21 protein-coding genes are annotated in these 22,782 nt (G+C 48.2%); 8 read left to right on the top strand and 13 right to left on the bottom strand.

What is annotated here, in order from left to right:
• Nucleotides 1-192 precede the first annotated feature (192 nt).
• Nucleotides 193-1,587 (bottom strand): PhoH family protein, encoded by a 1,395-nt coding sequence (locus AC5YBZ_RS02240; RefSeq protein ID WP_494524294.1) that lies wholly within the window; start codon nt 1,585-1,587, stop codon nt 193-195.
• A gap of 378 nt (nt 1,588-1,965) precedes the next feature.
• Here AC5YBZ_RS02240 and rapA point away from each other — a divergent pair, with 378 nt between their 5' ends.
• Nucleotides 1,966-4,872, top strand: a complete 2,907-nt coding sequence (rapA, locus tag AC5YBZ_RS02235) for an RNA polymerase-associated protein RapA (protein ID WP_494520165.1) — start codon at nt 1,966-1,968, stop codon at nt 4,870-4,872.
• A gap of 406 nt (nt 4,873-5,278) precedes the next feature.
• Nucleotides 5,279-6,094, top strand: a complete 816-nt coding sequence (locus AC5YBZ_RS02230; protein WP_494543373.1) for a DUF3530 family protein — start codon at nt 5,279-5,281, stop codon at nt 6,092-6,094.
• An 18-nt stretch (nt 6,095-6,112) separates the two neighbouring features.
• On the opposite strand, the gene AC5YBZ_RS02225 is transcribed toward AC5YBZ_RS02230, so the two are convergent.
• Together AC5YBZ_RS02225 and AC5YBZ_RS02220 are read right to left on the bottom strand one after the other, a co-directional pair.
• Entirely contained in the window at nt 6,113-6,610 is a 498-nt protein-coding gene (locus AC5YBZ_RS02225) for a YqhA family protein (RefSeq protein WP_494520167.1), read from the bottom strand.
• A gap of 137 nt (nt 6,611-6,747) precedes the next feature.
• Nucleotides 6,748-7,554 (bottom strand): crotonase/enoyl-CoA hydratase family protein, encoded by an 807-nt coding sequence (locus AC5YBZ_RS02220; protein WP_494520168.1) that lies wholly within the window; start codon nt 7,552-7,554, stop codon nt 6,748-6,750.
• Nucleotides 7,555-7,955: 401 nt separating this feature from the next.
• Here AC5YBZ_RS02220 and AC5YBZ_RS02215 point away from each other — a divergent pair, with 401 nt between their 5' ends.
• The gene (locus AC5YBZ_RS02215; RefSeq protein WP_494520169.1) at nt 7,956-8,951 is read left to right on the top strand and encodes a response regulator; all 996 of its coding nucleotides are present in this window, start codon (nt 7,956-7,958) and stop codon (nt 8,949-8,951) included.
• Between the two features lie 12 nt (nt 8,952-8,963).
• Nucleotides 8,964-9,938, top strand: coding sequence for a GGDEF domain-containing protein (locus AC5YBZ_RS02210; RefSeq protein ID WP_494524292.1), 975 nt, complete (start codon nt 8,964-8,966; stop codon nt 9,936-9,938).
• 95 nt (nt 9,939-10,033) lie between these two features.
• On the opposite strand, the gene rraB is transcribed toward AC5YBZ_RS02210, so the two are convergent.
• From rraB to AC5YBZ_RS02180, 6 genes are all read right to left on the bottom strand, one after another.
• Nucleotides 10,034-10,429: a ribonuclease E inhibitor RraB gene (rraB, locus tag AC5YBZ_RS02205; protein WP_494520171.1), complete on the bottom strand. Its 396-nt coding sequence runs from the start codon at nt 10,427-10,429 to the stop codon at nt 10,034-10,036.
• A 34-nt stretch (nt 10,430-10,463) separates the two neighbouring features.
• On the bottom strand, nt 10,464-11,195 hold the full coding sequence (locus tag AC5YBZ_RS02200) for a 1-acylglycerol-3-phosphate O-acyltransferase (protein WP_494520172.1): 732 nt from the start codon (nt 11,193-11,195) through the stop codon (nt 10,464-10,466).
• A 208-nt stretch (nt 11,196-11,403) separates the two neighbouring features.
• Nucleotides 11,404-12,198 carry a metal ABC transporter permease gene (locus AC5YBZ_RS02195; RefSeq protein WP_494520173.1) on the bottom strand — a complete coding sequence of 265 codons (795 nt, stop codon included), beginning with the start codon at nt 12,196-12,198 and terminating at the stop codon, nt 11,404-11,406.
• Nucleotides 12,199-12,259: 61 nt separating this feature from the next.
• Nucleotides 12,260-13,174: a metal ABC transporter solute-binding protein, Zn/Mn family gene (locus tag AC5YBZ_RS02190; protein ID WP_494520174.1), complete on the bottom strand. Its 915-nt coding sequence runs from the start codon at nt 13,172-13,174 to the stop codon at nt 12,260-12,262.
• The gene (locus AC5YBZ_RS02185) at nt 13,158-14,348 is read right to left on the bottom strand and encodes a hypothetical protein (protein ID WP_494520175.1); all 1,191 of its coding nucleotides are present in this window, start codon (nt 14,346-14,348) and stop codon (nt 13,158-13,160) included. The genes AC5YBZ_RS02190 and AC5YBZ_RS02185 overlap by 17 nt, the downstream gene beginning before the upstream one ends.
• An 81-nt stretch (nt 14,349-14,429) precedes the next feature.
• Nucleotides 14,430-14,708 carry an ABC-type zinc uptake system zinc chaperone gene (locus AC5YBZ_RS02180; RefSeq protein ID WP_494520176.1) on the bottom strand — a complete coding sequence of 93 codons (279 nt, stop codon included), beginning with the start codon at nt 14,706-14,708 and terminating at the stop codon, nt 14,430-14,432.
• Between the two features lie 281 nt (nt 14,709-14,989).
• Between AC5YBZ_RS02180 and AC5YBZ_RS02175 the strand changes: the two genes are divergently transcribed.
• Entirely contained in the window at nt 14,990-15,115 is a 126-nt protein-coding gene (locus AC5YBZ_RS02175; protein ID WP_259650878.1) for a hypothetical protein, read from the top strand.
• Between the two features lie 151 nt (nt 15,116-15,266).
• On the opposite strand, the gene AC5YBZ_RS02170 is transcribed toward AC5YBZ_RS02175, so the two are convergent.
• Nucleotides 15,267-15,602, bottom strand: a complete 336-nt coding sequence (locus AC5YBZ_RS02170) for a hypothetical protein (protein ID WP_494520177.1) — start codon at nt 15,600-15,602, stop codon at nt 15,267-15,269.
• Between the two features lie 118 nt (nt 15,603-15,720).
• Here AC5YBZ_RS02170 and AC5YBZ_RS02165 point away from each other — a divergent pair, with 118 nt between their 5' ends.
• Nucleotides 15,721-17,418: a mechanosensitive ion channel family protein gene (locus AC5YBZ_RS02165; RefSeq protein WP_494520178.1), complete on the top strand. Its 1,698-nt coding sequence runs from the start codon at nt 15,721-15,723 to the stop codon at nt 17,416-17,418.
• A gap of 137 nt (nt 17,419-17,555) precedes the next feature.
• Here the strand turns inward: AC5YBZ_RS02165 and AC5YBZ_RS02160 are convergent, their stop codons facing one another.
• Together AC5YBZ_RS02160 and AC5YBZ_RS02155 are read right to left on the bottom strand one after the other, a co-directional pair.
• Nucleotides 17,556-19,277 carry a formate--tetrahydrofolate ligase gene (locus tag AC5YBZ_RS02160; RefSeq protein ID WP_494520179.1) on the bottom strand — a complete coding sequence of 574 codons (1,722 nt, stop codon included), beginning with the start codon at nt 19,275-19,277 and terminating at the stop codon, nt 17,556-17,558.
• Between the two features lie 410 nt (nt 19,278-19,687).
• Entirely contained in the window at nt 19,688-20,560 is an 873-nt protein-coding gene (locus tag AC5YBZ_RS02155) for a MaoC/PaaZ C-terminal domain-containing protein (protein ID WP_494520180.1), read from the bottom strand.
• Nucleotides 20,561-20,722: 162 nt separating this feature from the next.
• On the opposite strand from AC5YBZ_RS02155, the gene AC5YBZ_RS02150 reads away from it, so the two are divergent.
• On the top strand, nt 20,723-21,508 hold the full coding sequence (locus tag AC5YBZ_RS02150) for a methyltransferase domain-containing protein (RefSeq protein WP_494520181.1): 786 nt from the start codon (nt 20,723-20,725) through the stop codon (nt 21,506-21,508).
• Here the strand turns inward: AC5YBZ_RS02150 and AC5YBZ_RS02145 are convergent.
• Nucleotides 21,505-22,389 carry a TraB/GumN family protein gene (locus tag AC5YBZ_RS02145; RefSeq protein WP_494520182.1) on the bottom strand — a complete coding sequence of 295 codons (885 nt, stop codon included), beginning with the start codon at nt 22,387-22,389 and terminating at the stop codon, nt 21,505-21,507. The genes AC5YBZ_RS02150 and AC5YBZ_RS02145 overlap by 4 nt on opposite strands.
• Nucleotides 22,390-22,438: 49 nt before the next feature.
• Between AC5YBZ_RS02145 and AC5YBZ_RS02140 the strand changes: the two genes are divergently transcribed.
• The gene (locus AC5YBZ_RS02140; protein WP_494520183.1) at nt 22,439-22,750 is read left to right on the top strand and encodes a prephenate dehydrogenase; all 312 of its coding nucleotides are present in this window, start codon (nt 22,439-22,441) and stop codon (nt 22,748-22,750) included.
• Nucleotides 22,751-22,782: the final 32 nt, after the last annotated feature.

The following is a 22,782-nucleotide window of genomic DNA, read 5'->3' as shown; positions in this document are numbered from 1 at the left end:
TTACCTTTGATAACAAACTCATGCCATCATTGGGCGCAATGATGACACTGAAGATTGTGCCTATAATATCAGGAACCTAAGCCGTTGTAATAGCAAACTGATCTCGAGGGTCCAAAGTCTGCATAAAGGGGCGAAATGCATCGACTGGCTCGGCGCACTTGCCCCCTCATACACTATTTCAGCCTGCTGGGATTATAAATTTTCCTCAGCAAACTCGGCCAGACGCGAACGCACCACACCATTAAGGTAGACGTTGGCACTGCCATCAAAGTTTTTAAAGCGCTCCACAATATAGGTTAATCCAGAGGTCACTGCCGTTAAGTAGTTAGAATCAATTTGAGCTAAGTTACCGCTGCAAATCAACTTAGTCCCTTCGCCCATCCGAGTGATCATGGTTTTAATTTGTGATGCGGTTAGGTTTTGACACTCATCGAGTAATACCACCGAGTTTTGAATCGACCGTCCGCGCATAAAGTTAATCGATTTAAATTGGATATTGGCCTTATCCATGATGTAATTCATGCTACCGCTGGGGTTGACATCATTTTTATGCAGCACCTCGAGGGTATCGGTAATAGCTGCAAGCCACGGCGCCATTTTCTCCTCCTCGGTACCCGGTAAAAAGCCTATCGATTCGGCAATTTCAGGCGTATTACGGGTAACAATCACCTTGTCATATAAACCGCGTTCTACCACCATCTCCAGTGCTGCCGCCATCGCCAGCAGCGTCTTACCACAACCGGCGGGGCCAGTTAAGATCACCAGATCGATATCGGGATCGAGCAAGGCTTGCAGCGCCATGCCTTGGTAGATATTTTTCGGTTTGATCCCCCAAGCATCGAGGTGCAATAAGCGCTCGCGTCCCAGATCGAGGATCTCCAACTCCTTGCCATCATTACGCAGTACTCGACCACAAAAATTAGACCCCTCATCGATAAGATATTGATTAACATAGTAATTTTCATCACCTACTTCACAAAGCGGTACACTATGAACCGTATGGCGCCCTTGGATCTCGGTGCCGACATGCTCTTTACGAGCCCAAAAATCGCCATCGAATTGATGAAAGCCTTTGGTGAGAAAGCGAATATCATCGATCAGCTGATCGGTACGATAATCTTCCACCAACATAATACCCGCGCCTTTGGCCTTAAGGCGCATATTGATATCTTTGGTGACCAGCACCACTTTTCGAGGATGGTGGAGATTTTGCAGGTGTAATGCGGTATTAATAATGCGGTTATCGTTGTGATCGCCAGGCAGCGATACTTGGGTAGATTGCAATTGATGGTCGGGGAAAATAGAGAGTGAACCAACGGCGTCTCCATGACCTTCGCGTTTAGGTAACGCAACCCCTTGTACAATCTGCTCAGGGGTGGTTTGCCCACCGAGAATATCTTCTAGCGCCCTGATGGCGACTCGAGCATCTCGGCTCACATCACGCTTTCTGTCTTTGATCTGGTCTAGCTCTTCCAGAACGGTCATGGGGACAACTACATCATGCTCTTTAAACGAATAAATGGCTAAAGGTTCATGCAGTAACACATTGGTATCCAGTACAAACAACTTCTTGTCGTCTTGTTCCATGGGCGCCTCCACTTGTGCGTTGGGGTTAATTTAGGCTAAGCACATACTGCGATAATGAGTATCTCCTGTGATAAGTAGGCTAGATTTTACCGACCAAAAAAGCGCCGATGTCACTTCATACTGACACCAAAATCTTGAGGCATCAATCGATAATTTACCCCGCAGCGCCTATCTCATCACGCCTAAGCGTGATCGCCATTGATGACACTAAGATGACAAAGCCTGCAGCATAAAAAACGATCGCACAATTTGTAATCTCACCAGATAGCCATTAGGCTTTTAGCTGAGGCGCGACGGGGCATTTATGTTCGACATCATAGTCCCGATTGGATAACATACGCGCCCTTTCGTGATTCACCCTGTAGATGAGAATTTGTAATGCCCTTTTCCTTAGGTCAACGTTGGATTAGTGATACCGAATCAGAACTTGGTTTAGGTACTGTTGTTGGATTAGAAGACCGTATGGTCACCGTCATGTTTCCTGCCACAGATGAAAACCGGATGTTCTCACGGGCTGACGCGCCCTTAACGCGTGTAATTTATAATCCAGGCGACACGATTGAGAGTCACGAAGGGTGGAGCTTAACGGTTAGCGAACTCGAAGAGAAAAACCAGCTGATCATCTACCACGGTATCCATAGCGAAACCGGTGAACAGGTGAGCCTGCGAGAAACCCTGCTCAATCACAATATTCGCTTTAATAAGCCGCAAGATAGACTCTTTGCTGGCCAAATCGATCGCCTTGACCGTTTTGGCGTGCGCTACCAAAGCCAACTGTTACGCCATAAGCTGGCCACCTCAGATCTGCTTGGCCTACAAGGCCCACGTGTAGGATTGATCCCGCACCAGCAATGGATAGCCCATGAAGTGGGGCAACGTTTTGCGCCGCGTGTCTTACTGGCCGATGAAGTGGGCTTAGGTAAAACCATCGAAGCTGGCCTTATCATCCACCAGCAACTACTCACCGGTCGCGCCGAGCGCATCTTAGTGATCGTGCCCGATACCTTGCGCCATCAATGGTTGGTCGAGATGCTGCGCCGCTTTAATTTGCGCTTCTCAGTGTTTGATGAAGACAGATGTGTCGAAGCATACGCCGATAACGACAACCCTTTTTACACCGAACAGCTGGTGATCTGCTCTTTAGAGCTGCTGCGTAAAAAGAAACGCTTAGAACAAGCCTTAGACGCCGATTGGGACTTAATGGTGGTCGATGAAGCCCATCATTTAGAATGGACCGAAGAGGCGCCAAGCCGCGCTTATCGCGTTGTCGAAGCCCTCAGTGAAGTGGTGCCAGGTGTATTACTGCTGACCGCGACTCCAGATCAACTCGGTCATCAGAGTCACTTTGCCCGTTTACGCCTGCTCGATCCCGATCGTTTTTACGATTATCAAGCCTTCCTTAACGAAGAAGCCAGCTACAAAGAGGTTGCGACCGCAGCCGACCAACTGAGCAAAGGGGTGAAACTCTCCGATGATGCAGTGGCGAGCTTAACCGAGCTGTTAAGCGAAAAAGATATCACCCCAGCCCTGCGCCTTATCGAAGATGAAAGCCTCGATGCCGACCAACGCCAAGCGGCACGTGAAGAGTTATTGCAAGAGCTGCTCGACCGTCACGGCACCGGCCGAGTGCTATACCGCAACAGCCGCGCCTCGGTCAAAGGCTTCCCGACACGTATTTTCCATGCTCACCCACAGAGCATGCCAGAGCAATATGTGACCGCGGCAAGAGTGTCAGCCATGATGGGTGGCCAAAGCGATCTTAACAACAAGGTCAAACAAGCCCTTAGCCCTGAAAAAATGTATCAGGCCTTCGAGAGTGATAGCGCCAGTTGGTGGAAATTTGATCCGCGCGTCGATTGGTTAATCGATTTCCTTAAAAGTCATCGCAGTAAAAAAGTGCTGATCATCGCCAGCCAAGCCGAAACCGCCCTTAGCCTTGAAGAGGCGCTGCGCACCCGTGAAGGTATTCAGGCGACCGTATTCCATGAAGGCATGTCGATTATTGAACGCGATAAAGCCGGCGCCTACTTTGCTCAAGAAACTGGCGGAGCCCAGGCCTTGATCTGCTCCGAAATAGGCTCAGAAGGACGTAACTTCCAGTTTGCTAGCCATCTGGTGTTGTTTGATCTGCCGCTTAACCCCGATCTACTCGAGCAGCGTATTGGCCGTCTCGACCGTATTGGGCAGGCTAACGATGTCGAAATCCATCTGCCTTACCTTGAGCGCACCGCTCAAGAGAGCCTGATGCATTGGTACCACAAAGGGTTAAACGCATTCGAACAAACCTGTCCTATTGGCCATATTCTGTTTAATGAGTTTTCACAAGAGCTGCTTACCCAGCTGGTTTATCAAGATGAAGACCAATTTACTCAGCTACTTAACCATACGCAAACGCGTTATAAGGAGCTGAAAAAAGCCATGGAACAGGGCCGTGACAAACTGCTAGAGATCAACTCTCATGGCGGTGAAAAAGCCAAGAAATTGGTTGAAAGTTTAGCGGCGCGTGACCAAGATACTCAACTGATCGGCTCAGTTATTCGCCTATGGGACATCATAGGTGTTGAGCAGGAAGACAGCGGCGACAACGCCATTGTGCTGCGCCCCAGTGAGCACATGATGTTCCCCACCTACCCAGGCCTACCAGAAGATGGCATCACGGTAACTTTCGATCGCGAGATGGCGCTGTCACGCGATGATATTGCGCTGATAACCCAAGAGCATCCGTTAGTGCAGACCGGGCTGGATTTGATCACCTCTTCAGAAACGGGCACCACCAGCGTGGCTATCTTGAAAAACAAGGCGCTACCTGCGGGGACTATTTTCTTAGAGCTTATCTATATGGCAGATGCATCGGCGCCAAAATCGAGCCAGTTGTATCGCTATATGCCGCCAACGCCAGTGCGTATTTTGCTGGATAAAAATGGCAACAATCTGTCTGATAATGTCAGCTATGAAAGCTTCGACAAACAACTGAGTGCGGTGAATCGTCACATTGCCAGTAAACTGGTCAATGCCTCGCAAACCATATTGCACCCCTTGTTTGCTAAGGGTGAAACCTACGCCGAGGCCGAACTTAAACTGCTGGCCGATAGCGCCAGAGCCAAAATGACCAGTCAGCTAACTGCCGAACTTGAGCGCCTCGAATCGCTCAAGGCCGTTAACCCTAACATCCGTGATGAGGAGCTTGAGCACCTTAAATCACAGATGAGTGAGCTTAATGGCTATTTAGATGGTTGTTTATTGCAACTCGATGCCGTGCGCTTGGTGTTGGTGAGCCACGCTTAACCCAGATAGGGTAAGCTGACACGATAACAAAACGCTGGTTTGACATGCTCATCCAGCGTTTTTTTATGCTGTATCCTAGGGCCTGTTGATCTTTCAAGGTTATTTTTGCAGCCAATTGTTGGGTATTTATACAAGGCAGAAGCTTTGTGGTGTAGTTATTCTACATAAAAAGCTGACAACGCAGTAGAAATGACCAACAAACGCTGCCCGAAGGGTTCAGCAAAGATCAACAGGCCCTAGGCTTGCTACCCAACAAGCATGGCGATGTTTGAACACATTTCAGCACAAGACACAGTTTTAATTTACACCGTAAAAATGCGATGATGCTCGCCGGCAAATGATTCAGGCTAAGGTGTCTATGAGATCGGTTATTAAATGTGGCCTATTACTATGGGTTGGCTCTTTTTTGTTCGTCAGCGTATCCAGCCAAGGCGCGCAACCTAGCTATGACTATTTGCCCGCGAATGAAGTCACACAGCTTGATTTGGGCGAGCAAACCAGCCAGGCATTGGTGCGCAGCTGGCGTGGCCATCATCAATATGGTGCGGCGATTTTATTAGCCGATTTGGGGCAGCATGCCGATCCGAGCGGCGTGACCGCCTATCTGCGACGCCACCTTAATGACAAAGGCTGGGCCACCATCAGTTTGAGCGCGCCACAAGCTGCGCCAGCGATTAACCACAAGACGGATGCAGAGGAGATCCATAAGGCTGGAGAGCAGCAGCTGGCACTCAAGGCCACGCAGCCCCTGCCCCATCTAAGCCCTGATGAATGGCAAAGTCTCAGACAAAAGCAGAATAATCAGTTAATTCAAACAATGGATCGGCTCGATGCCTTAGGGGAGCCCTATCCAGGTAAACGCATGTTAATCGCTACCGAGCAGGGCGCAGGCTTAGTGATCCAACTGCTATATGCTGGCACATTGCCCAAGCCAGATCTGTTGGTGGTGATCAATCCCTACCTTACACCAGCACAAGACAATGCCCAGTTAGCAGAGCAACTGGCACAGCTGACCATTCCGGTATTAGATATTTTGTCGCCAGACGCTACGCCCAACGCCATCGCCACCGCAGCTGAGCGACGGGCGCTGTCGCCGCAAAACCAGCCGCTACGTTATCAACAGCAGCCACTGGCACTCAACTTAGACCAAGCCAACGCGTGGCAAAATACCTTAGTGCTGATCGATGGCTTTGCACGGCGCATCGCAAAAGCCTATCCGTAACGATACGCTAGCGCTGAGTTACTTTTTATCTTTACTGAGCATTAACGCCAATGCCACCAATACCACTATGATGCCCATATAGAGCAGCTCCAGCATGGAGGTGGGTTTCATTTCGCTAAAGTAAGAAAACACCTTGATGATCAACATCATCAAAATGACTTTACCCAGCTTGCTCTTCAATGAATCGATACTGCTGATCACTAAGATTTTTCCGCCAGCGACACTGTCTTCAGCAGCCTGCAAGTTACTGATAAACAACTCATAAAGCCCAAAGGCAAAAATCAGTAATACAGAGCCAAGCAAGAAGGTGTCCAAAATCTCAACCACCACCATCACCAAGTCATTACGGATATCTAAACTCCCAGTGATGACATAGGCATACAGTAATTCGAGCATATGCAGCATATCTTTAATGCCCATGATAAACACCGCAAACGCGGCGACCACACAGGCAAAAACGCCGACGATCACCGTCAGGCGGCTATTCCAGAGAAAACGTTCAAATAGCAGTCTCATCTATCATTCCTAAAACACAATAAAATTAGCTGTATAGTAACCGCCTTCCACGCAGACGTCTGCAGTAAGCACAAGAGGCGTGACATAGCATCACTGGCTCATGTTATGTCGCACTGCAAGTGTGATACTAGCAAGTGCTACCACCAAGGCTGCCGATGGCGATAAGGACGCTCAGGATCTTTCGTCTGCCTAATCGCCGCGATCAACCGATTCTTCCCCAGCAGCAAGGCTATCTGACTAAAGGTTTCACGCCGTAACAAACTGCGTTCACTGGCCCGCCAATTAGTATTAATACTGCACTTAATGGCTGCGTTGGCATCTGGCGAGGTATCGCATAACTTGGCCGCCAAGGCCTGAGCCTGTGCCATGGGCTGCTCACACACGTGAGTCAGTAGGCCGTACTCATGGGCTTGCTTGGCCTCTATCACATCGGCCGTCATGGTCAGTAGCATGGCGACATCTTTTGATACTAACTCTCGAAGACCGACCAAGCCGGCCATATCGGGCACTAAGCCCCATTTGGCTTCCATGATAGATAAACGACACTCAGGACTGGCAATACGCATATCGGCTCCCAGGGCGATTTGTAGTCCACCGCCATAGCAGATCCCCTCTAACACGCAGATCACCGGCACAGGTAACCGACGCCAACCTATGGACACTTGCTGGGCTAAATTGGCGTTGCCAGGCAGCCACTTAAACAGCAGCTTGAGCGCTTGCTTGGGTGCTTTCATCACGCTGGCCACATCGAGACCCGAGCTAAAGTTGCCGCCACTGCCCGTTAAAATAACGCAGCGCACACTGGGATCTTTGGCGATTTGTTGCTGCACGTACCTGATGGAGGTAAACATGGCATAATTAAGCGCATTGTATTTTTCTGGGCGGTGTAATTCGACAATCGCGATGCCTGAGTCGAGGGTCAAATTGACATATGGGTGCTGCATTCCTTTACTCCTAAAAACCTACTGGTCTGTCCACACCAGAATGCTAACACAGTTGATACATTTATCTAGAACAGATAACAAAATGCGTTTTCCTTGATGAGCGCCAAAAAAATGACGCTTTGATTTCTTTTTTAAATCAAAATGATCGATAATGATTACCCAGTAGTGTTTGCGACCTTTATCGTGACGAATTGTCGCTAAAAACAAGGTGTGAACCCTGAAACGCATTGATGACCGCTTGAGTCTTCTTTAATTATCGCGCCAAATATAGCGCTCCTAGGGTTTCTAGGATGAACCAATAAAAACTGCCCCAACTCCCTGCAATTAGTGCATTTGGCAACCCAGCTCACTAATTTAGTGTAATCTTCAATAGAAGGGCAGATTAGGATGTTATAACTAGCATGTCGATACCAGTACTTATATGCGATGACTCAGCACTCGCAAGAAAGCAGATGGCACGAACACTCCCAAAAGAATGGGATGTGGAGATCCACTTTGCCGCCAACGGCGCCGAGGGCATAGAAGCCATTAGAGCCGGTAAAGGTGAAGTGGTATTTCTTGACCTTAACATGCCGGTAATGGACGGTTACGAGGTGCTGGAGGTCATTCAAAAGGAAGATCTTCCCGCTTTGGTTGTCGTGGTGTCTGGTGACATTCAGATTAAGGCCCATGAGCGAGTCAAAGCTTTAGGCGCGCTGGATTTTATTCAAAAACCGGTAAGCGCCGAGGCCATCAGCCATATTTTGCAAGAGTATGGCATTTTAACCATAGCCAAAAGTGATGCAGCTAATAACAGCCCAATGATCGAAGTCGATCTTAGGGACGCTTGCCAAGAAGTCGCTAACGTCGCCATGGGACGCGCAGCCGATCTATTGGCTAAATTACTCGATGTGTTTGTGTTATTGCCGATCCCCAATGTTAACGTGCTTGAGGTCAGTGAGCTGACCATGACGCTCAAGGCGACCGAAGAAAACGGCACCATCTCAGCGCTATGCCAAGGATTTATTGGTGCGGGTATTGCCGGCGAAGCCCTTTTACTGTTTCACGACTCCTCATTCCAAGACATGGCCAAATTGATGGGGCTGGCCAACCCTGAAGATGCCAATACCGAAATTGAAGTGATGATCGATACCGGTAACGTGCTTATCGGTGCGTTTCTTAACGGGATCTCCGAACAGCTACACATGAAATTTAGCCAGAGCCATCCAGTGGTGCTTGGCAGACATTGCACAGTGAACGATCTTATCCATGATAACGCCGAAAAGTGGGCCAGAACCCTAGCCATGGAGATCAACTACCGTATCGAAGGTCACAATATTCAATGCGATCTGCTGCTGTTATTCACCGAAGAATCGTTACCGACGCTTAACTATAAGCTCGGCTACTTGCTAGATTAGTTGGACAACACCATGACCTATGACAAAAGCGCAATGAACGAACTGCATTGGCTCATCGATATGGTGCAAACCATCGAGGTGGGGTTAGTGGTATTAGATCAAAACTACGACATCCAACTGTGGAACGGCTTCATGGAGAACCACAGCGGCATTTCGCCCAATTCGATAAAAGGTGCCAACCTGTTCGAGCAATTTGAATACCTACCCGCCACTTGGTTAAAGCAGAAGATGGAGTCGGTGTTTCTATTGAAAAACCGGGCCTTTATCAGCTGGGAGCAGCGGCCCTATGTGTTTAAATTTAGTAACTACCGACCGATCACTGGCCGCGCCGATTTTATGTACCAAAATGTCACCCTGCTGCCACTTTCTTCGCTCACGGGACAGATAACCCACATCAGCATGATCATCTATGATGTGAGCGATGTTGCCATTAACCGTCTGCAACTCAAAGCGGCCAATGAGCGTCTTGAACACCTAAGTCAAACCGACGGCTTAACTCAACTTCATAACCGTCGCCATTGGCAACAGTGTATGCAGCATGAATTTGAGCGCCATTCACGTTATGGCTCGCCTACCACCTTAGTGATGTTCGATATCGATCATTTCAAACGCATCAACGATACCTATGGTCATATTGCCGGAGACAAGGTGATCCAACATGTGTCGCACACATTAAAGCAATCATTGCGTGAAACCGATTGTGCGGGCCGATATGGCGGTGAGGAGTTTTCGGTGATCTTATCGAACACCAGCGCCGCAGATGCGCTGAAATTTGCCGAACGGTTTCGCGAAAAAATCGCCGCTTCACTGATGCGTTATGAAAACGCCAAGATCAGTGTCACCGTCAGCATTGGTATTTGCGAAATACTACCTGAGTTTGATAACAGCGCGCAGTGGCTAGCCAGTGTCGACAGTGCCTTGTACCTAGCAAAACAAGCTGGGCGTAACCGCAGCGAAATCTACTCTCCTCAGGCCGAAGCGAACTAAGCCATAAGTGACCACAGACTAGTGACTAAAAAGCCCCAATCTCCGTTAACAGACTGGGGCTTTTTATCACAAGACGCGCCGTGACTAATGACTAATTAATGAAAGCGCGCATCATCTTCTTCATCTTCTTCAATTTCGTCACCAATAAAGTAGGTGCCCCAGCCGTCATAATCAACTTTTTGCTTGGCCGCTAACAAGATCAGCTCTTCACAGGCTTTATCGAGCAATCCCACTTCAAGCTTATGGTAGGCAATGGCGTCGAAGCAGAAGATAACCGAGCCATCATCGAGTTCCATCTCTTCAGCATCGTTAACTTCATAACCCATTTTAAAGGCTTCAACGGCGGCCTTTTCTAGGCGATCAAAATTGGTCGCTGAGAAATGGTGCTCAATCGTGTACTCAGCATCGGGCTCAGAACCATCGGCAAGAATCGCCTCAACGATCTCTTGATTCTCTTGTTTCTGTTCCTGTAACTGACGTTCTGTAGACATGGATCACTCCGAAATAAACAATAATTAGGCTGAGTTAAACGGCTTTTTTAGCCATAAGAGCCGCAGCTTCTTGGTTTAACTGGGTTAACTTTTCCGCCATCATGGCATGAATACGACTTGAAAGCTCTTTTACTTGCGCCTTAGCAAGCCCTTTAGTCTCAATCGGATCCATCATCTCAATAATCACCACGCCATTATTCCAGCGGTTAAGTTTGATGTGTTCTTGATTGGACGCCAGCACTGGCACCATAGCGACACCGGCTTCAATGGCGGTATGAAACGCACCGGATTTAAAAGGTAACAACCCTTTACCGCGTGAGCGTGTGCCTTCGGGGAAAATCCACACAGATAGGCACTTCTCTTTAATTTTCTGCGCCGTTTGTGCCATAGTTTCAAAGGCACGATTACGGTTTTTACGATCGATTAAAATATTGCCCGACAACCAATAGATCTGCCCAAAAAAGGGGATCCACGCTAGGCTCTTTTTACCCAAACTCACCGTCCCCTTCGGCACTGCTGCCGTGTGGGTAAACATATCAAAGTTGTTTTGATGATTGGCTAAATAGATACAAGGCTCTGATATTGGCGCTTTTGATTTACGCAACACCACTTTGACACCCAATATGGGCGCCGCCCAAGAAAAAATGGTAGCGAACAGGTGTACATTATCTCGATGACGCGGACGCAATAAGCAGTACAAGCCACCAAATACAAACGCCAGTAATAACATAATAGCCAAGATCAATGATCTGAAGATTAACAGCACAACATACTCCTGTGATTTCAGTGGCGGCATTATACCAGTAAGCAAAAATGACTTACACCTGTAGCCTGAAGATTTAATCCCCCATTCATCTTGATGGCTTTTGTTGGCCAATACTTAATCTATCAGACTGAATTTAATAGTAAAAAAAACAGGCTGTTCTCATCAAAGCAGCCTATTAGGTTAATGCAGTATTTTGAAGGTATCTGTTTTATGAATTAGCAGATACTTTTTTAATCGAACTAGATGCAGACAACAGTGGATGCAGCAGACGAAACAGTACCGCACTCGACGCTAATGTCGCCACGATGGTCGCACCGCTGGGCAGATCTAAGCTCGCCGATAATATCAACCCTGCCCCGTAACCCACTAAGCCAACCAAATAAGCCCAAGCCCACCTTGCCTTACCGCAATATTTGTTCACTGCTAAGGCGGGTAAAATAAGCGAACTAAACACCAAATAAACCCCCACCAGCTCTACAGACAGAGTGATCACTAAGGCAAACAGCAAATAAAATCCTGCCCCCTCGAGCCAGCAGGGTTTAATGGCAATCGTCCCCAGCACCAATAACGACACGATTGCAGGCAAGAGTAACTGCGACCAGTTGACCCACAATATTTGTCCCGACATTAATTGCTTGAGCATTTCACTACCGTGAGGATCGCTAGCCAGCAATAACATGGCAGCCACCGCCGATAACACATAAAAGCAGCCAATAATGGCTTCCAGTTCATCGGCCATACGCTTAGCTAACCAAGCAATGAACCCCGCCCCCATTAAGGCAAAGAGCGCTGGCATCCACACATTAGAATAGGGCAGGTGTTCAATCTCATGGTGAGTATGAGCAATGATCGCCCCCAGCGCAGCCACTTGAGCTATGGCCAAATCAATAAAAATAATGCCGCGTTTTAGCACTTGGCTGCCCAGCACTACGTGGGTCGACAGCACTAATATGCCTGCGGCAAAGGCAGGTAATAAGATGGATAACAGATCTAAATCAAACATGGTGTGTACCTCACTATGTAACCCCAATAGCGCCTGTGCATGCACAGGCACTAGGGTTGGCTTATTGTTGGCTGTGGCTCAACAACAAGGTGATGACACTTTGATAGAGCGAAAACAGATCGTCGCTGTCCTCATTGCCACCAACCGACATAGGTAACACCTGCACTGGTAATGCCGTGCGTTCCCCAAGCCATTGCGCGCCGCGCAGGTCTTGATAAGACGCCACTATAATGGCCATCACATCACCCTGCTGCGCACGATGTTGCAGCTCGGCTAAGTGCGTCGTCGTTGGCGCGAGGCCAGGCTTAGGTTCCAGATCGCCCACCTGTTCGATACCTAACCAATTAAACAGGTAACGAAAACTACTGTGGTAGGCAATCACTTTTTGACCAATGAGTGGTGCAGCCAACGCTTGCCACTTCACCGTAGCCGCCTGCCAACGGGTGCTAAAGTCTGCCAATGCCGCATCGTACTGCGTCTTCGAATCTGGCTCTAGCTGCACCAGTTTGAGGTGCAACGCCTCGGCCACCTTAAGCAGACGTTCTGGGTCAAAATGCAGGTGTGGATTGCCCTGAACATGCACATCTCCCATGCTGCGATCGACATTTTCAAGCCTATCTAGGGTCTCGACCTGCTCGGCGGCAAAAAATAAACCTTCTTCAGTTGAGCGCACCTTGGCATTAGCCGATTTCATCTGCAACATAGGCAACCAACCCACTTCAAGATCGGCACCGGCGCACACCACCAGATCGGCCTGACGCATCTTAGCAATCAGGCTAGGTCTGGCTTGCACTTGATGTGGGTCTTGCATGGCTGTGGTCGCAGAGTAGATATTAGCCTCTGGCGCCAGCTCGTTAACTAATGCCGCGTATTCGGGTTCACAAGCAAACACATTCAGCGCCGCTTGTGCTGCACTGGTCAGCGTCAACGTCATTGCCAGACAACTGGCTTGAATCACTTTAGAATTGATGCGCACTGTGAGCCCCCAATGTCATAACATATTGTAGCGTTAACAGATTATCATCTTCGATACCGTCAAAGTTGGTGCCATTTTGATGGGTATATTGCAATCGCACCGTGGAGAAATGGCTTGGGTGCCACGCCAAGCTGACTTCGGTTTCCTTAAGCGCTTGTTCATGGAAATACTCGTCATGTAGCTCCTTCGTATCCACCCGGCCATAGCGCAGGCCCGCAGACCAATTGGGGCTAAATTGATACACAGAGCTGACATACCAACCCGTTTGATCATCGGGGCGATGCTCTTCGCTATGCGCATCTATGATAGTGTGTGCCGCTAACGGCGCAAAATCGCTCACCTGAAAGTACTCACCACTCAGGGTGAGGTGCTGGTATTTGTAGTTTCCTTTAGGTGCCCATTTATAGACAAAGTCAGCAATGTAGGTATTTTCACCTGTGAACATTGCCCCATGACTATGTTCATGGCCATCGTCGATAATAATTTCACTCTCGTGCGCTTCATGGGCAGTCAGGCGACCATTTTCATTACGTAAATAACTCAAGCCCAGTAGCCAAGAACTGCTAATTCCGATATCACCGCCCAACTTAGTGTAGGCGGTATAAACGCCAACATTATCGAATTCACGTTCGCCATGTTCATCTTCGGCGCGTAGGCTGTCCCCCTTAAAGGCTTCGACCCCCATGCTCCAATACAGATCCGTGGGGGCAACGTAATCGAGTCGTAGCCCGTCATCGAAATAGTGACTGCCTAAAAATGCCCGATAAACCGCCGGACGCTCGGCAAAGGCATCGCTATGAACATGCTGATTATTTAAATAACCGATATCCGATAAGAAGCGGCCGGCGCGCACAGAAAAACCTGCTGGCATGGATAAAGTTTGAATAAATGCCTCTTCCAGACCGACCTCTGTCTCACTACCGTGAGTTTCCAGCACCGCGGTTAACTTGCCATAAAAAAGTGCATCGATATTGGCACTTAATGCCAATTCGGTATGGCCAAGACCAAAGCCCTCTTCTCGCTCAGCCATTGGCCGTTCGGCACTTTGATAGTAGCCATCCAGTACGGCACTTATCGCAGGGTTAGAAAGGGTGGCGTCTTGCGCGCTTACCAGCGTAGATACACAGGCACAGGCCGCTGCCAGCGCAGTAATACAGGGATTAAAGCTTGTCATAACATCTCCAAAAAAACAGGCATAGTTCTCTGCCGTCAATCGACAGAGAGAAATAGTCAAAAAATATGGCAATAGGACTATCTAGCGTTTAGGAGGCGCTCGACTGTGGAAATAGCTAACGTGTGAACGCAATGTCGCAGAGACATTGGCAACACAGGGCTCAAAGGTAAGTTGCGGTAGTGAAAAATTAAAGTCATTAACAGGTAGAAGGCTGTTGAGCTGAATTTTTTGAATGCAGAGGGTGCAATGGTTTTTGGCACCATCATCAACATGTTCTAAGCTATGAGCAGGCGCAGCAACAGACAAGCAAAACAGTACAGCACTAAGCCATATTGCGACCCCTCTTGCTAAGCCTTTCATTGTTAATGCCATGTTGTTGACTATTGTTCCAAGCTGATATGACAGAATTTTTGACCAAGTGTATGGATTGACTCGGTGAAGTCAAGTTACAAATAGCCTGGTGATCAACCAAGGTTGTAACATAAAGTAAATGCTCAGATGTACATTATAAAGCATGCGCGAGATCACTTACTGATACCAGTAAATTAAGTCTGACTTAAGTAATATTGACTAGAATCAGGGCCATTGGGTGAGATCACCCCAACCCAGATTTCAACAGTCCCAGCAAGGAAACAAACAGTATGAAGGAATTTCTACGCGAAAATTTCAAGATGATTTTTTGGACATCGGTTTTCTTTATTGCGGTACTCGGCGGTATCTATTACGTTGAAGCGGCGCTGGAAGCCCAAGTGCAAGTGATCGACTAACGACATCTCACCTGTGGTGAGTCAGTTCACTCACCACAGCAAGATAACCGCCATCACGCTACTCCCATACCCAGTGTTATCAGTGAACCTCAGACATCACTGCCTCAGCCCAGATATCCAGCTTTATCAGCGCTAAACGATTGGGCCATGATTAACGATATTTTTGCCGCTGCTCACTGTCATCGACTCGCGTCAGTTCAGGGGCTTGTATCACTTTTAAGTGATCCATCATATGGCTTATCAGCAAGGCTATACTGGCAATAATGGCAACAGGTGTGGTGATATGGCGCATCTCTGGGGCAAAGTAGCCATACAGCAACGCCGCAGCGGCCAGATAAAACCCCATCATCTTTAATCGTGTCAGTATCGGGTTTTTGCCCAACCACGCAAGGCAATGGGGGCACTGAATTTGTGCATTTAACCCCTTACCTCGTTGAGCCTTAACACTATCAACCCCAAACGTTTTACTACAATGTGTACACAGCACGATAAGACTCTCTGATGATATTCGCCTGCAGTTTAACAGATCATAATTAAATTTCGCAGTTGTGATTTTGGGGTCATAATAAAGGAACTATCAACGCCTATATTAAAGGACTTAATTTATGCTGCGCTCTGCCTCGTTCATGTTAACGCTTAGCCTCAGCCTTAGTTGGTTGACCTTCGCGGCATTGGCCACCACTCCCGAAACCACCACTGCGACTCAAACCGCTAGCCCTTCAGCGCTAAGCAACCAAGAAGATAGCGATAATCCCATCCGCCAATTACACCACTTGCAGCAATTAATCGATACCGACGTCAGTCAGCTTCCTCGCGCGCAGGGGGAAATGAAACAGTTTATTGAGTACCGTATTCGTGAGCATGCAAGGCGATTTCATCAACGACTCGCCACACTGATGAAAGATGACTCATTCGACAGGTCGCAGCTATTACCGCTCATCCAAGCTTATCTGAACTTTATCAACCAAGCTGACCAATATTACGCTGACGACATCAAACGCATTAAGTCACAACTGGGCAAGCAAAACGATAACGACACCATGTTTGCTTTGGCTAATCGCGATAGAGAACAAGATGAGATGTTGAGTGCCAAATATGACACGCTCAACTGGTTGAGTCAGCTGGGCGAAGATATCACCGCCGCCAAAGCGCAGTTTACCCAGACCCTAGTGAAGCGCGCCGACATCCTCAATAGTCTAGTCCTATTTATTCAAGATAAATTACAACTCGCCATTGACGAAGTTGCTCAGGCCGGAAAAGATGTTACCAGTGAGCAAACCGCTCGAGTGCTGCAACTCAAAGAACGTTTAACCCTCACCAGCGACAGCCTAGCGGTGGCAATCGATCTGCTCGATAACCTAGAACAAGACACCACTATCTTAAAGCAGACGCTATTTAGTATCTCTGGTGATATCACCCAAGATGTATTAAACATCAACTTAGTCAGTAATTTGATTGAGGAATGGTGGGAAAATGCCAAAACAAAATTAATCGATAACGGCCCAGGAATGATGTTTAAGCTGTTTATCTTTATGTTAATTATCTTTCTGGCCGGCCTCGCGGGTAGAACGGTTAAACGTATCAGCAGGCGAGCTGTAAGCAATTCTAAACTGAAATTTAGCAAGTTATTGCAAGATTTCTTTGTATCACTCTCAGGCAAAGTCGTATTTGCGTTAGGGTTAATGGTGGCCTTATCACAACTGGGATTTGAACTCGGCCCCATCCTCGCTGGCTTTGGTGTCGCCGGTGTGATTATCGGTTTCGCCTTACAAGAAACCCTGTCTAACTTTGCCTCTGGCATGATGATCTTAATCTATCGCCCCTACGATGTGGGCGATCTGATTAACGCCGCTGGCGTAACGGGTAAAGTGAGCCAGATGAGTCTCGTCTCAACCATAGTAAAAACACTTGATAATCAAAGGTTAATTATCCCCAACAACAAAATTTGGGGCGATACCATTAATAACATTACGGTGGAGAGTCAGCGTCGAGTCGATATGACCTTTGGCATAGGCTATGGTGATGATATTGAAAAGGCTGAGCAGGTGTTAAAATCGATCGTTGATAAACACCCTAAAGTACTCACCGATCCTGCGCCCAACATTAAGCTGCATGCCTTAGGCGAGTCATCGGTAGACTTTATTGTGCGTCCATGGGCCAAACCTGAAGACTATTGGGATGTGTATTGGGACATTACCCGTGAGGTGAAGATGCGCTTCGACCAAGAAAATATCTCAATCCCATTCCCGCAGCGCGATGTGCACATTTATCAAACCCAGCAAAACGCTTTACCAAGCGAGTAACTGTATGCAGCCGGCAGAGTAACTGGCTGCAGTCATGTCAATCAAGCGACTCACAACAAATAGGGGGCGATAATCTCGCCCCCTATTTTGTTAATTTATCCCACGGCTGGAACGCTAATGAAGATCATTAATCGGCGTTATGCCAAACCAACAATCTCATTATGCTGATTAATATCAATGTTCAGATACCCTGGCCGAATACCTAAGCCCGGCATCGTCATCACCTGTCCGACAATGGCGGTAATAAACCCAGCTCCGGCATTTATTTTTAGCTCACTGATGGGTAACTCAAAGCCTGTAGGCACCCCTTTGAGTTTAGGATCGTGGCTAATCGACAGCGGCGTCTTCGCCACGCAAAGGGGTAAATGTTCAAAACCATGATGCTTAAGATCGGCTAACTGCGCCTGCGCCTTAGCCGATAACTGTATGCCTGATGCGCCATATCCCGCCTCGGCAATGGTCATTAGCTTGGCTTCAATACTCTGCTCAAGCGGATACAAAAAGCGGAATTGACTGGGGGTCTCGGTAGCCTTAACCACCAGCTCGGCTAATGCTTGCGCGCCCTGACTGCCTTGAGTAAAAGCATCACTGATCTCGCAGCCAAACACCCCTTGTGCCATCACTTGCTCACGCAACCAAGTTAGCTCCTCAAGGGTATCGCTTTGAAAACGATTTATCGCGACCACCACAGGCACCCCATATTGCGCCACATTGTTGATATGCCAGCGCAGATTATCGAACCCCACCGCTAATTTAGTCAATTCGCTCGTGTCACTCTGGCATGCAACCGCGTGCGATTTAAGCGCCTTCACCGTCACCACAATCACCGCCGCATCCGGCGATTTACCCGCCTGACGAGCCTTAATGTTGCAGTATTTCTCAAAGCCCATATCGGAGCCAAAACCACCTTCGGTCACCACGATGTCGGCCAACTTTAAGGCGATATCATCGGCAATGATAGAAGAGTTTCCGTGGGCGATATTGGCAAAAGGCCCGGCGTGAATAAGACAGGGGGCGCCGCTTAAGGTTTGCATCAGGGTCGGGGCGATGGCTTCACTCATGATCACTGTCATGGCGCCCGCTACGCCTAAATCCTCGGCGGTAATCAAATCACCTGTGGTATTTTGAGCCAACACAATACGGCCGATCCGCTGGCGCATATCTTGTAAATCGCGGCTTAGAGCTAAAATCGCCATTAATTCTGACGCCGCGCTGATATCGAATCCACTGTCGTGCTCTGGGCCATTGCCTAGCGCATTAGGCACGTTACCGCCTAACCCCACTCGGATATGACGTAGACTGCGCTCATTTTGATCCACCACGCGGCGCCAGACAATGTGGTTAGCATCGATATTGAGCGGCGTTAATCCCGACTGCTCAGCAAAGGCCTCTGCGCCCAGACGATGCTCATGATACAGACGCGCATCAATCGCAGCAGCGGCTAAGTTATGGGCACTACTTACGGCATGAATATCGCCGGTAAGATGTAAATTAAGCGACTCCATCGGCACCACTTGCGCTAAGCCACCACCGGCAGCGCCGCCTTTAATACCAAATACGGGCCCCATACTGGGCTGACGAATACAGGCGCAGGCACGCTGTCCTATCGCCTGTAATCCTTGAGTTAAGCCTATGCTGGTTACCGTTTTTCCTTCACCAAAAGGGGTTGGCGTCACCGCCGTGACAACCACTAACTTACCGTCGCGGTTATCCGCTAATCGTTGTTTGATATCAATATTAACTTTGGCTTTGTAATCGCCATAAGCAATTAATTCAGAGGGTAATATCCCAAATTGTTGCGCAATAGCCTCGATAGGCTGCAACTGGGCTTGGCGCGAGATGTCGATATCAGACAGCATAGGCAAACTCCTATTATACAAATCACTTGGAAACGATGAGCTACGTCGAATATAAAATAAAAACAACCAATTACAAACCTATTCATGGGTTCACTGTCAGTTAATTAAGGATTTATGAATCTAAATCAATTTAATAACCGATAGCCGCTCTATATCGTTGGGTTTTGGCGACTATGCAGCAGGCAGCAGGCGAAACTTAAGGTTAATCGAATATAGCCTTAAGCCGTGGTGTGACTATGGCGTAATAAACTGTTACTCATGGGGATAATACGTGAGTTCTCGCCCTAGCGAGCCGACCTAAACTACGCCAGTGGAAGGGACTGTGTCGCTCAGCACGATGTTTTTAATGCTCTGAGCCACAACAAGCAAACAGCCAGCATGTGCGCTGGCTGCATTGTTAAAGCGAAACATCAATCGAGAAAGCTGACCCGGCCAGACAGATGTGGCCGTCGTCCCTTGCCATCCCTGAGTTCGAAGATTAAGCCCGCTTCGGGATCATTCTCCGCCCCAAAACTCACCTGAGCCGGCATAAATAATGGCAACTTAAATTCCACGTCCACGCTACAGGATTTATCACCGATTTGCGGCATCAAGGCCGCAATGCTGCGCGCTTTGGACCACATGCCATGAGCGAGAACACGATCGAAACCAAAACGTTTTGACAGCACAGGATGCAGATGGATCAAATTATAATCGCCAGATGCCTTAGCGTAACGCCGCCCAAGATCTTCACTCAAGCGCCAATTAAGCGGAGCATCCCACGCCATTGGTGTGGCTTTAGGTGGCCGTACTCGACGGCCCACACTGTCGATACGATACAGGTAAGTCGACAGCGACTCCCACACGAGCTCATCACCGACAAAGGCTTTAGAGACCAATTCAAACTCTAAGCCCGAATCGGTTATCTGGCTGCTTTGTAAGCCGCAGTCGATATGAAATGATTCATCCACCGTCACTTGACGGTATTGAGTAATGCTGTTTTTAAGGTGGATCATCCCCAGCAGCGGAAAAGTGATCGCCGAATGGGTGAAGATGCTCGCGTGCAGACGAAACGCCATCACATAAAGATATGTCATCGGTAGATGCTGGCCATCAAACTCAAAACCACACACAGTGGCATACTGGCGCACTTTGTCGGCCGATACACCGACATCACGACAAGTGATATAAATATGGGGCAGAGGCTGCTGATCCCAACCGGGTTTACGGCCAAAAAAAATCTTGCGGTAAAGCGATAACAGCGACGGTATCGCCTTCAAATCCACACAAATATCGTTATTCACGCGATCCAAACCCTTCAACAATGATTAAATCGAAAGCCAACAATTATACCTTAAAATCACAGTTTGTATTTATAAGGTTATGCCGACAGGTGCCAAGCCGTTATGGCTATGGCAAAATATCATTCCTTTATCCGTTGTGCTCAACGCCATTGGTAGCCTGCAATGCAAGACAAAAATTTTGACCCACTCGCCAGTAAATTTGCTAAAAATATCTACGGCACCCCTAAAGGCGAAGTACGAGCCGCCGTGGTGTGGCGCGATATCACTGAGGCATTACGCCACTTTAACGGCCAAAAATTACGCATCTTAGATGCTGGCGGCGGCTTTGGTTTTTTTAGCCAGAAACTGGCTAAGCTCGGCCACCAAGTCACCTTGTGTGACATTTCAGCCGAAATGCTGACGCTGGCGCGATCGCAAATAGACGAATATAATGCTAACCATTCATGTCAGCTTAATATAGAACTTATTCACGCACCAATACAGACGCTAACCCCAAGTGAGCATGGCCAGTTTGATTTGGTACTGTGTCATGCCGTGGCCGAGTGGCTCAGTGATGCCGAGAACACCTTGGCGACACTGACACAGCTCATAGCCCCTAACGGCTTATTTTCGCTGATGTTTTATAACAAAGAAGCGATGCGTTTTCATAGCCTTATCTCGGGTAACTTCGATTATGTTGCCGCCGATTTTAAGGTAAAGAAAAAAGTCGGCTTAACCCCTACTCACCCACTGTATATTGATGACGTTAAACAGTGGCTTGATAAGTGGCAGATGCAGCTAGTGTCACAATCTGGGGTGCGGGTGATCCACGACTACCTTAAAACCCACCAGCCACCCAACTTCGACTTTCAGCAGCTGCTCGATATGGAGCTGATCTACTCACAACACCCAAGCTATATCGCGCTAGGACGTTATGTACACTTTATTGCTAAATGGCGAGCTGATTAATCACAGGCTTGTTGCCAGCAATTTTGTAGCTGGGCCTTAAATTGCTGGCGCATGATGGCGACTATGCTCTTATCCCCTACTACATGGCCTGCGCCCACCACGATAAACAATGGCGCGGGCGTGGTGTCTCGGGTCATTAAGTCGGCAATTTTACGGCTCATGGCTTGATTACGTTGCCAGAGCATTTTGTCAATTAAACTCATGTCATCACCTTGCTGCATCTGACCTACCATTAACTGATCTATCGCGGCTTCGTCGCCTGCTCGCCACGCGGTTATCAATGCCAGCATCTCTTCATCCGGCGCCTCAATGGCTTCAAGCACCATTTCCCACTGTACTTGGGGAGCAAAAGAAGCCATGAGCTCAAACTGAAACTCACTGCTTTCAAGCTCAATCACAGGACGCTGCCCATTTTTTTGGGTCAATATTTGATCCACGCCCCATTGGGCTTGATAACCCAGCGCATCGAAACGCATCACCCCTAGCTGCATCGCTTGCATCCAAGGAGAGTAGGGTTTTAGTGCGCTGCAGATGGCCTGATTAGATTGACAAAAGCGCGCCATACGCTGCGCCGTGGCTTCATCTTGTTGCTGGGGCATCAAGCCGTAACGACGGATCAAGCTAACGACATCGGTTTGAGTCACATCCACTTCCACCACTAAAGCACCAGCCTTAGCAAAAACCGCTTCAATTTGCGGCGCCATGGGATAAAAATCTTCCCGACCAACATGGATAGAACCGAGTAAATAGGCGGTCTTACCTTGATAATTAATCTGATAAAACGGAGGCTTATCTGTTACTGCCGCCCTAATCTGTGTACTGCTAAAGAGCCCCACGAGCAACACCATTAACAGTAAACACAAACGCTGACTTGTTGCCATCAGGCTAGCCCCTTATAATTCGCTCAAATTTTATGATTAAGAGGCTGTTATGCCACACTCTCAACTGATAACGCAACTGCAAGAAAACCTTCAGATCGCTTATCGTCAAGCGATCGATGCCGATGCTAAACTGGATGAACTGAATAAAGCGGGTTACGGAAAGTTCGTCGCTATCTTCACTCAAGATCAAGGCTTCGCAGCGCACAGCAACCGCTTTAGCCCTTATGTGCAAGAGTTGGCGCAAGAGATGACACAACTGCCCACAGATACTGACGCCTTAGCGCCAGCACTAGAGCAGTTTGTCCGTAAACTGGGCGCGTTACTGCAAACCTTGCAAGCCTTTAAGGCTCAAGCAAAATAATTTATTCCGACCAGTATGTCCGTCGCACCAGC

The sequence above is a fragment of the Shewanella sp. 553 genome (assembly GCF_059338375.1).
The sequence above is the reverse complement of the archived record's forward strand: the minus strand, read 5'-3'. Positions and strand labels throughout refer to the sequence as shown.

What these genes read in the sequence shown, in the direction of transcription:
- AC5YBZ_RS02240 (WP_494524294.1), bottom strand. Translation starts at nt 1,587, where the DNA reads ATGGAACAAGACGACAAGAAGTTGTTTGTACTGGATACCAATGTGTTA.
- rapA (WP_494520165.1), top strand. Translation starts at nt 1,966, where the DNA reads ATGCCCTTTTCCTTAGGTCAACGTTGGATTAGTGATACCGAATCAGAA.
- AC5YBZ_RS02225 (WP_494520167.1), bottom strand. Translation starts at nt 6,610, where the DNA reads ATGAGACTGCTATTTGAACGTTTTCTCTGGAATAGCCGCCTGACGGTG.
- AC5YBZ_RS02220 (WP_494520168.1), bottom strand. Translation starts at nt 7,554, where the DNA reads ATGCAGCACCCATATGTCAATTTGACCCTCGACTCAGGCATCGCGATT.
- AC5YBZ_RS02215 (WP_494520169.1), top strand. Translation starts at nt 7,956, where the DNA reads ATGTCGATACCAGTACTTATATGCGATGACTCAGCACTCGCAAGAAAG.
- AC5YBZ_RS02210 (WP_494524292.1), top strand. Translation starts at nt 8,964, where the DNA reads ATGACCTATGACAAAAGCGCAATGAACGAACTGCATTGGCTCATCGAT.
- rraB (WP_494520171.1), bottom strand. Translation starts at nt 10,429, where the DNA reads ATGTCTACAGAACGTCAGTTACAGGAACAGAAACAAGAGAATCAAGAG.
- AC5YBZ_RS02195 (WP_494520173.1), bottom strand. Translation starts at nt 12,198, where the DNA reads ATGTTTGATTTAGATCTGTTATCCATCTTATTACCTGCCTTTGCCGCA.
- AC5YBZ_RS02185 (WP_494520175.1), bottom strand. Translation starts at nt 14,348, where the DNA reads ATGACAAGCTTTAATCCCTGTATTACTGCGCTGGCAGCGGCCTGTGCC.
- AC5YBZ_RS02180 (WP_494520176.1), bottom strand. Translation starts at nt 14,708, where the DNA reads ATGAAAGGCTTAGCAAGAGGGGTCGCAATATGGCTTAGTGCTGTACTG.
- AC5YBZ_RS02175 (WP_259650878.1), top strand. Translation starts at nt 14,990, where the DNA reads ATGAAGGAATTTCTACGCGAAAATTTCAAGATGATTTTTTGGACATCG.
- AC5YBZ_RS02165 (WP_494520178.1), top strand. Translation starts at nt 15,721, where the DNA reads ATGCTGCGCTCTGCCTCGTTCATGTTAACGCTTAGCCTCAGCCTTAGT.
- AC5YBZ_RS02160 (WP_494520179.1), bottom strand. Translation starts at nt 19,277, where the DNA reads ATGCTGTCTGATATCGACATCTCGCGCCAAGCCCAGTTGCAGCCTATC.
- AC5YBZ_RS02150 (WP_494520181.1), top strand. Translation starts at nt 20,723, where the DNA reads ATGCAAGACAAAAATTTTGACCCACTCGCCAGTAAATTTGCTAAAAAT.
- AC5YBZ_RS02145 (WP_494520182.1), bottom strand. Translation starts at nt 22,389, where the DNA reads ATGGCAACAAGTCAGCGTTTGTGTTTACTGTTAATGGTGTTGCTCGTG.
- AC5YBZ_RS02140 (WP_494520183.1), top strand. Translation starts at nt 22,439, where the DNA reads ATGCCACACTCTCAACTGATAACGCAACTGCAAGAAAACCTTCAGATC.